The sequence below is a fragment of the Thermoactinomyces sp. CICC 10521 genome (assembly GCF_016055135.1).
Classification (GTDB): domain Bacteria; phylum Bacillota; class Bacilli; order Thermoactinomycetales; family Thermoactinomycetaceae; genus Thermoactinomyces_A; species Thermoactinomyces_A daqus.
Window position 1 is genome coordinate 164,265 of sequence record NZ_JAECVZ010000004.1, and the last position, 6,372, is coordinate 170,636.

At 54.7% G+C, this 6,372-nt stretch carries 6 protein-coding genes; all 6 read left to right on the plus strand.

Features of this window, described 5'->3' with window-relative positions; genetic code table 11:
- The first annotated feature begins 118 nt into the window (after window positions 1–118).
- The 6 genes from I8U17_RS05095 to I8U17_RS05120 all read left to right on the plus strand — a co-directional run bounded on the left by I8U17_RS05095 (window position 119) and on the right by I8U17_RS05120 (window position 6,253).
- Window positions 119–892, plus strand: a complete 774-nt coding sequence (locus I8U17_RS05095; protein ID WP_033100146.1) for an enoyl-CoA hydratase-related protein — start codon at window positions 119–121, stop codon at window positions 890–892.
- 12 nt (window positions 893–904) lie between these two features.
- A complete protein-coding gene (locus I8U17_RS05100) occupies window positions 905–1,699 on the plus strand; it encodes an enoyl-CoA hydratase-related protein (protein WP_033100147.1) in 795 nt (264 codons plus the stop codon).
- Between the two features lie 152 nt (window positions 1,700–1,851).
- On the plus strand, window positions 1,852–2,952 hold the full coding sequence (locus I8U17_RS05105) for a Leu/Phe/Val dehydrogenase (RefSeq protein WP_033100190.1): 1,101 nt from the start codon (window positions 1,852–1,854) through the stop codon (window positions 2,950–2,952).
- A gap of 5 nt (window positions 2,953–2,957) precedes the next feature.
- Window positions 2,958–4,040: a pyruvate dehydrogenase (acetyl-transferring) E1 component subunit alpha gene (pdhA, locus tag I8U17_RS05110; RefSeq protein ID WP_370589213.1), complete on the plus strand. Its 1,083-nt coding sequence runs from the start codon at window positions 2,958–2,960 to the stop codon at window positions 4,038–4,040.
- Window positions 4,037–5,014, plus strand: a complete 978-nt coding sequence (locus I8U17_RS05115; RefSeq protein WP_033100149.1) for an alpha-ketoacid dehydrogenase subunit beta — start codon at window positions 4,037–4,039, stop codon at window positions 5,012–5,014. Before pdhA ends, I8U17_RS05115 begins: the two co-directional genes overlap by 4 nt.
- A 21-nt stretch (window positions 5,015–5,035) precedes the next feature.
- A complete protein-coding gene (locus I8U17_RS05120; protein WP_198059116.1) occupies window positions 5,036–6,253 on the plus strand; it encodes a dihydrolipoamide acetyltransferase family protein in 1,218 nt (405 codons plus the stop codon).
- The last annotated feature ends 119 nt before the right edge of the window (window positions 6,254–6,372 follow it).

The following is a 6,372-nucleotide window of genomic DNA, read 5'->3' on the forward strand; positions in this document are numbered from 1 at the left end:
AAGGAAATGACAAACAACCGCTTGTTTGGTAAAATAAAATCGTATGATCAGAAAAGAGATTATTTTTATAAAAGATTAAATGTAACCGCTTTCTAACAGAAAAGGAGGAACAAGCCAGATGGACGAGCCGCTGATTCTGGTAGAACGGGAAGGCAGGGTCGGGATTGTCCGCCTCAACAGGCCCCGCGTGTTAAATGCATTAAACACATCGTTGATGAAAGAACTGGCAGACGTGTTGGAAGAAATGGACAGGGATGAGAACATCGGCTGCATCATCCTTACGGGTCAGGGCAAGGCGTTTGCCGCCGGAGCGGATATCAGTGAAATGGCCGATGCTGCTCCTTTCCAATTTGTCGGAAACGCCTATTTCGCCGATTGGCAGCGGGTCCGCCGGGTGGAGAAGCCGCTCATCGCTGCGGTGGCAGGCTATGCTTTAGGCGGCGGAAATGAATTGGCCATGTGCTGTGACATCATTATTGCGGCGGAAACCGCCCGTTTTGGGCAGCCGGAGATTTTGCTTGGGGTGATTCCGGGAGCGGGTGGAACGCAGCGGTTGACTCGTTCGGTCGGCAAGGGGAAGGCAATGGAGATGATCTTGACCGGCGATCCGATTACCGCGGAGGAGGCATTGGACTGGGGCTTGATCAACCGCGTGGTTCCTCCGGAACAATTGGAACCGGAAGCGTTGAGCCTGGCGCAAAAGATTGCGGAAAAGCCGCCGCTGGCGGTTAAAATGGCGAAACAGGCGATTCTAAGGGCGCAGGAAATGTCGCTGGAACAGGGACTTCACTTTGAACAGCTGGCGTTTGGCATGCTGTTTTCCACCGAAGATCAGCGTGAAGGCATGAATGCATTTATAGAAAAAAGAAAAGCGCAATTCAAAGGAAAATAGGAGGGGACGTAATTGAGTGAACGCACGGTTCTTTTGCAGAAAAAAGAGGGGGTCGGAATTCTTACGCTAAACCGGCCACAGCTGTATAATGCGATCAATAACCAGCTCAGCCGTGAGCTTCTGGAAAAATTGACAAAGGTAAAAGAAGACAGGGAAATCCGCGCTGTCATTTTGACCGGATCAGGGAAAGCGTTTTGTTCTGGACAAGACTTAAACGACCGTTCCGCCATGCAAAAAAAAGGAGAGCTGATTTCACTCGGTGACAGCGTGCGCAGCCGTTATAATCCTCTGATCAAAACGATGGTCGGGATGGAAAAGCCGATCATTGCGGCTGTCAACGGCGTGGCGGCCGGAGCCGGAGCAAGCCTCGCTTTGGCCTGCGATTTTCGTTTGATCACGCCGAAAACAAAGTTTGTCGAAGCGTTCGTCAGGATCGGACTGGTTCCGGACAGCGGCTCGAGCTACTTTTTGCCGCGGCTGGTCGGGCTGGGAAGGGCGCTGGAAATTGCGATGACGGGACGGGATGTCGAAGCGGAAGAAGCCGTAGCGATCGGACTGGCGAACCGCTTGGTTTCCGAAGATCAGTTGATGGACGAAGCTTTTGCCTTTGCGCGCAAGCTGGCGGAGGGGCCGACGGTGGCGATCGGATTGACCAAACAGGCGATTTACAAGGGGATGGAAGGAAGTCTGGAAGAGGCTCTGGAATCGGAAGCCGTTCTGCAGGAGAGAGCGGGGCAGACACGGGACTTTCTCGAAGGGGTACAAGCTTTTGCAGAAAAGAGGAAACCTTCGTTCAAAGGGGAATAAACGCACACCCCTTCGTTTGGGTCATATGATGAAGCAGGTTGGAGATTTTCAGGCTTGTCTGATCGCTTCAAGCTGGAAAAATGGGGATGAGAGATATGGGAAGCATGAAAATCGATCAGGGAAAAAATCAAGAGCGTGAAGATCAGGCGATGATGCGCGATATTTTTGATCTCATGGATCAGCACGGACACGAGCAGGTAGTATTTTGCCGCCACCGGCCGACCGGATTAAAGGCGATCATTGCCATCCATAACACGACACTGGGCCCGGCGCTGGGCGGTTGTCGCATGATCCCGTATTCCTCCACGGATGAAGCGCTTGAGGATGTGTTGCGCTTGTCCAAAGGGATGACGTATAAATGCGGTTTGGCGGATGCCGATTTTGGCGGGGGGAAAATGGTGATCATCGGGGACCCCCGGACTGATAAGACCCCCGAATTGTTCCGGGCGGTGGGCCGTTTTGTCGAAGGATTGAACGGGCGCTTTTTGACGGGAACGGACATGGGGACTTATGCGGAGGACTTTGTTCATGCCGCCAAAGAATCGAAGGCGATTGTCGGTCTGCCAAAAGAACACGGCGGCAGCGGGGATACCTCGATTCCTACGGCGTTCGGTGTTTTGCAGGGAATGAAGGCGACGGCGAAGTACCTTTGGGGATCACCTGAGCTGCGCGGGCGCAAAGTGGCGGTCCAAGGAGTGGGAAAAGTGGGATACCGCCTGGTTGAACTGCTCGTTGCCGAGGGGGCAAGGGTGGTGATCGCGGATATCAACGAGGAGCGTTGCATGGAATTGGCAGAAAAGTACGGAGATAATGTGGAATTGACCGGAGTGGATACAATCCATCGCGTGGAGTGTGACATTTTCGCCCCCTGCGCCCGCGGTGGTGTGGTGAACGATGAAACGATCGACCAGCTTCGCTGCCTGGCGATTGTCGGTTCTGCCAACAACCAGCTCGAAGAAACGCGTCATGGCGATTACCTGCATGAAAAAGGAATTCTCTATGCCCCTGATTATCTTGTCAATGCGGGCGGATTGATTCAGGTAGCCGATGAAGTGGAGGGTTACGAAGAGAAACGGGTTCTGGCCAAGACGAAAGCGATTTATGACATGTTGTTAGCCATTTATGAACGTTCGCATGCCGAGAATATTGCCACGAGCAGGGCAGCCGATCAACTGGTGATGGAGCGCATCGAGAAAGTGGCGGATCTTCGCCGGATTCTGCTCGGTTTTCATTTGTCGGAAAGAGGGAGGTAGGGTTTGTGCTTACTGACCAGCGTCAAGAAAATCTCGTTCAATATCTCCTGCCGGACGGCACGCTGTCGGGACGGGGGATGGAGATATGGACACGGCTGAACCGGGAGACGAAACTTCGATTTTACCGCGAGATGACGCTCGTCCGCATGTTTGACCGCCGGGCGATTTTGTTGCAGAGGCAGGGGAGGATCGGCACCTATGCGCCGCTGGAAGGCCAGGAGGCGGCACAGATCGGCAGTGCGATGGCGCTGAAGGAGGAAGACTGGATTTTCCCCAGTTATCGTGAACACGGGGTAGCGATGATCGCCGGAATGCCGATCGCCAATATTCTGCTTTATTGGATGGGACGGGTGGAGGGATGCAAGCCGCCCGAAGGGGTTCGCTTGCTTCCGCCTTCCGTTCCCATCGCCACTCAGATTCCGCATGCGGTCGGGGCGGCTTGGGCGGCAAAACTGCGCAGAGAATCGTCGGTTGCTGTTGCCTATTTTGGAGATGGAGCCACCTCGGAGGGCGATTTTCATGAAGCATGCAACTTCGCAGGCGTTTTTCGCGTGCCGGTGATTCTCTTCTGCCAGAATAACGGCTACGCCATCAGTGTTCCTTTTTCGCGCCAATCCGCGTCGGAAACGGTGGCGGAACGGGCCGCTGCCTATGGGTTTCCGGGAGTCCGCGTTGACGGCAATGATGTGCTTGCCGTTTATGATGTGATGACGGAAGCGGTGAAACGGGCCCGGTCAGGTCAAGGGCCGACCTTGATTGAAGCGGTAACCTATCGCAAAGGTTCCCATACCACAGCCGATGATGCGAAACGCTACCGTCCCGATGCAGAAGTGGCAGAGTGGGTGCAAAAGAAAGACCCGCTCAAGCGCTACATTCACTTGTTACGAGCGGAAGGCCTTCTAAATGAAGCAGAGGAAAAAGAGTGGGAACAGGAGTGCAAGCGGCGAATCGATGAGGCGATCCGGGAAGCGGAAAGCCGTCCTCCCGCCCCGCCCACCCATCTGTTCGCACATGTGTATGCGCAGCTTTCTCCCAATGAAAGGCGGCAACAAAAGCAATTGGAACAGGATAAGGGGGGAGTAGGATGACGAAGATGACCATCGTGCAGGCGATCTGTGACGGAATGCGCGTCGCCTTGAAGACCGACCCCAGTGTAATCGTTCTCGGGGAAGATGTGGGCAAAAACGGAGGGGTATTTCGGGCGACGGACGGATTGTGGGAAGAGTTCGGCGATGAGCGCGTGATTGATACGCCTCTCGCGGAAGCGGGGATTGTCGGAACGTCGATCGGCCTGGCGGTCAACGGGTTTCGACCGGTGGCGGAAATTCAGTTTATGGGTTTTATCTATCCCGCTTTTGAACAAATCGTCACGCATGCCGCCCGCCTGCGCACCCGGACACAGGGAGTGTTTCCCGCCTCGCTGGTCATCCGGGCCCCTTACGGAGGCGGAATTCGCGCTCCCGAACTGCATTGCGATTCGACAGAAAGCTTGTTTGTGCATATTCCCGGTCTGAAAGTCGTCGTGCCTTCCACCCCGTCCGACGCGAAAGGGCTGTTGCTCGCAGCGATCAAAGATCCGGATCCGGTCATTTTCCTGGAGCCGATGCGAATTTATCGCTCCGTCAAAGAAGAGGTCCCCGAGGGCTGGTTCGAAGTGCCGCTTGGAAAAGCGCGACGGGTGAGAGAAGGGGATGATCTCAGCGTATTTGCTTGGGGGGCGATGGTGCCGATTGCGGAAAAAGCGGCCCGGGAGTGGGAGCAAAAAGGGGTCAGCTGTGACGTTATCGATTTGCGCACGCTCTATCCGCTGGATGAAGAGACGATCATCGAATCGATCAAAAAGACCGGCAGAGCCGTCATCGTTCATGAGGCTCCGAAAACGGCGGGCCTTGGCGCCGAACTGATTGCCCTGATCCAAGAACACGCCTTTTTGTATTTGGAGGCTCCGATCGCCCGCGTGACCGGATATGATGCTCCGGTTCCGATGTTTGCTTTGGAAGACCATTTTCTTCCCGGAGTGGAGCGCGTTTCACAAGCGATCGGTCAGGTTGCATCATTTTAAGAAAGCGAGGAGGGAAATGGGATGTCAGTGGCATTTCGCTTGCCGGATATCGGTGAAGGCGTGGCAGAAGCGGAAGTGGTGCGCTGGTTGGTGGCGGAAGGAGAAGAGGTGGAAGAAAATCAGCCTGTGATTGAAGTGCAGACTGATAAGGCTGTGGTCGAACTGCCTGCCCCCGCGGCCGGACGCATTGCCAGCCTTTGCTGGAAAATCGGGGATGTGGTTCCGGTGGGAGAAGTATTATACAGGCTCGCAGGTCAGGAGGAAGAGAAACCGGATCCGCCTCCAACACCGGGAGCTTCCGGCGGGGACGAAAAGAATCTGCGGGAGGCGACAGGAGCAAAGAAGCGGAAAAGGGTGTTGGCCGCGCCGTCCACCCGCCGTCTGGCACGGGATTTGGGAGTTGATTTGCTGCAAGTGGAGGGGACAGGCGTTCACGGCAGGGTGACTGATGATGATGTGAGGAAGGCAGCCCGATCGAATCAGTTGTTATCCGCCGGCGAAGACGGGCAAACCGGGATTGTCGATGCCCCTTCGCATGCCCGGGAGTGGGTGGAAGAACCCCTCACCCCCACCCGTCGCAAGATCGCTGACCGGTTGTTGTTTTCGGTGACGCGCAAACCCCACGCGACCCACTTTGATGAGCTGGCCGCTGACGGATTGGTGGAGTGGCGCAAGAACCGGCTTCACGACCCCGAAGGGCCCCGTCTGACCTACATGGCGATTCTGGCCAAACTGGTTGCCGTCACTTTGAAACACCATCCTCATTTCAATGTCCATTTTTTGGAAGATGAACAGAAAGTAAGGCGTTTTTCTTCCGTTTCTCTGGGGATTGCCACCGATACGCCGCGCGGTTTGCTGGTTCCCGTAATCCATCAGGTGGAAAGAAAGAGTATGGAGAGAATCGCTGAGGAATTGGGACAATTGACAGAGTGGGCGAGAGAAGGAAAACTTTTGCCCAAGCATATGAAAGGGAGCACATTTACCATCAGCAACGCCGGTGCGCTTGGCGGCAGCTGGGCTACACCGATTATCAATCCCCCGGAAGTGGCCATCCTGGCTATTCATCCCATTGAACAAAAGCCGGTCGTTCGGGAAGGCGTTCTCACGGCTGGCTGGCAAATGAATGTTTCGCTCAGTTTTGATCATCGCGTCCTGGATGGGGCGGATGCGATTCGCTTTACAAAAACCCTGGGAGAATATGTTTCCGACCCTGGCAGGCTGGTGAAAGAGTTAGTGTGAAAGCCGGTAGAATCAACCGGCTGAGATTGATGACAAACCCCCCCCTTTTCTTCGGAAAAGGAATGGGGTTTTGTATATTTCTAGGATATATACAGATAAAGTAAACCTGATGTGACCTA

Coding starts and splice junctions, on each gene's coding strand:
- I8U17_RS05095 (WP_033100146.1), top strand. CDS start 119: ATGGACGAGCCGCTGATTCTGGTAGAACGGGAAGGCAGGGTCGGGATT.
- I8U17_RS05105 (WP_033100190.1), top strand. CDS start 1,852: ATGCGCGATATTTTTGATCTCATGGATCAGCACGGACACGAGCAGGTA.
- I8U17_RS05115 (WP_033100149.1), top strand. CDS start 4,037: ATGACGAAGATGACCATCGTGCAGGCGATCTGTGACGGAATGCGCGTC.
- I8U17_RS05120 (WP_198059116.1), top strand. CDS start 5,036: ATGTCAGTGGCATTTCGCTTGCCGGATATCGGTGAAGGCGTGGCAGAA.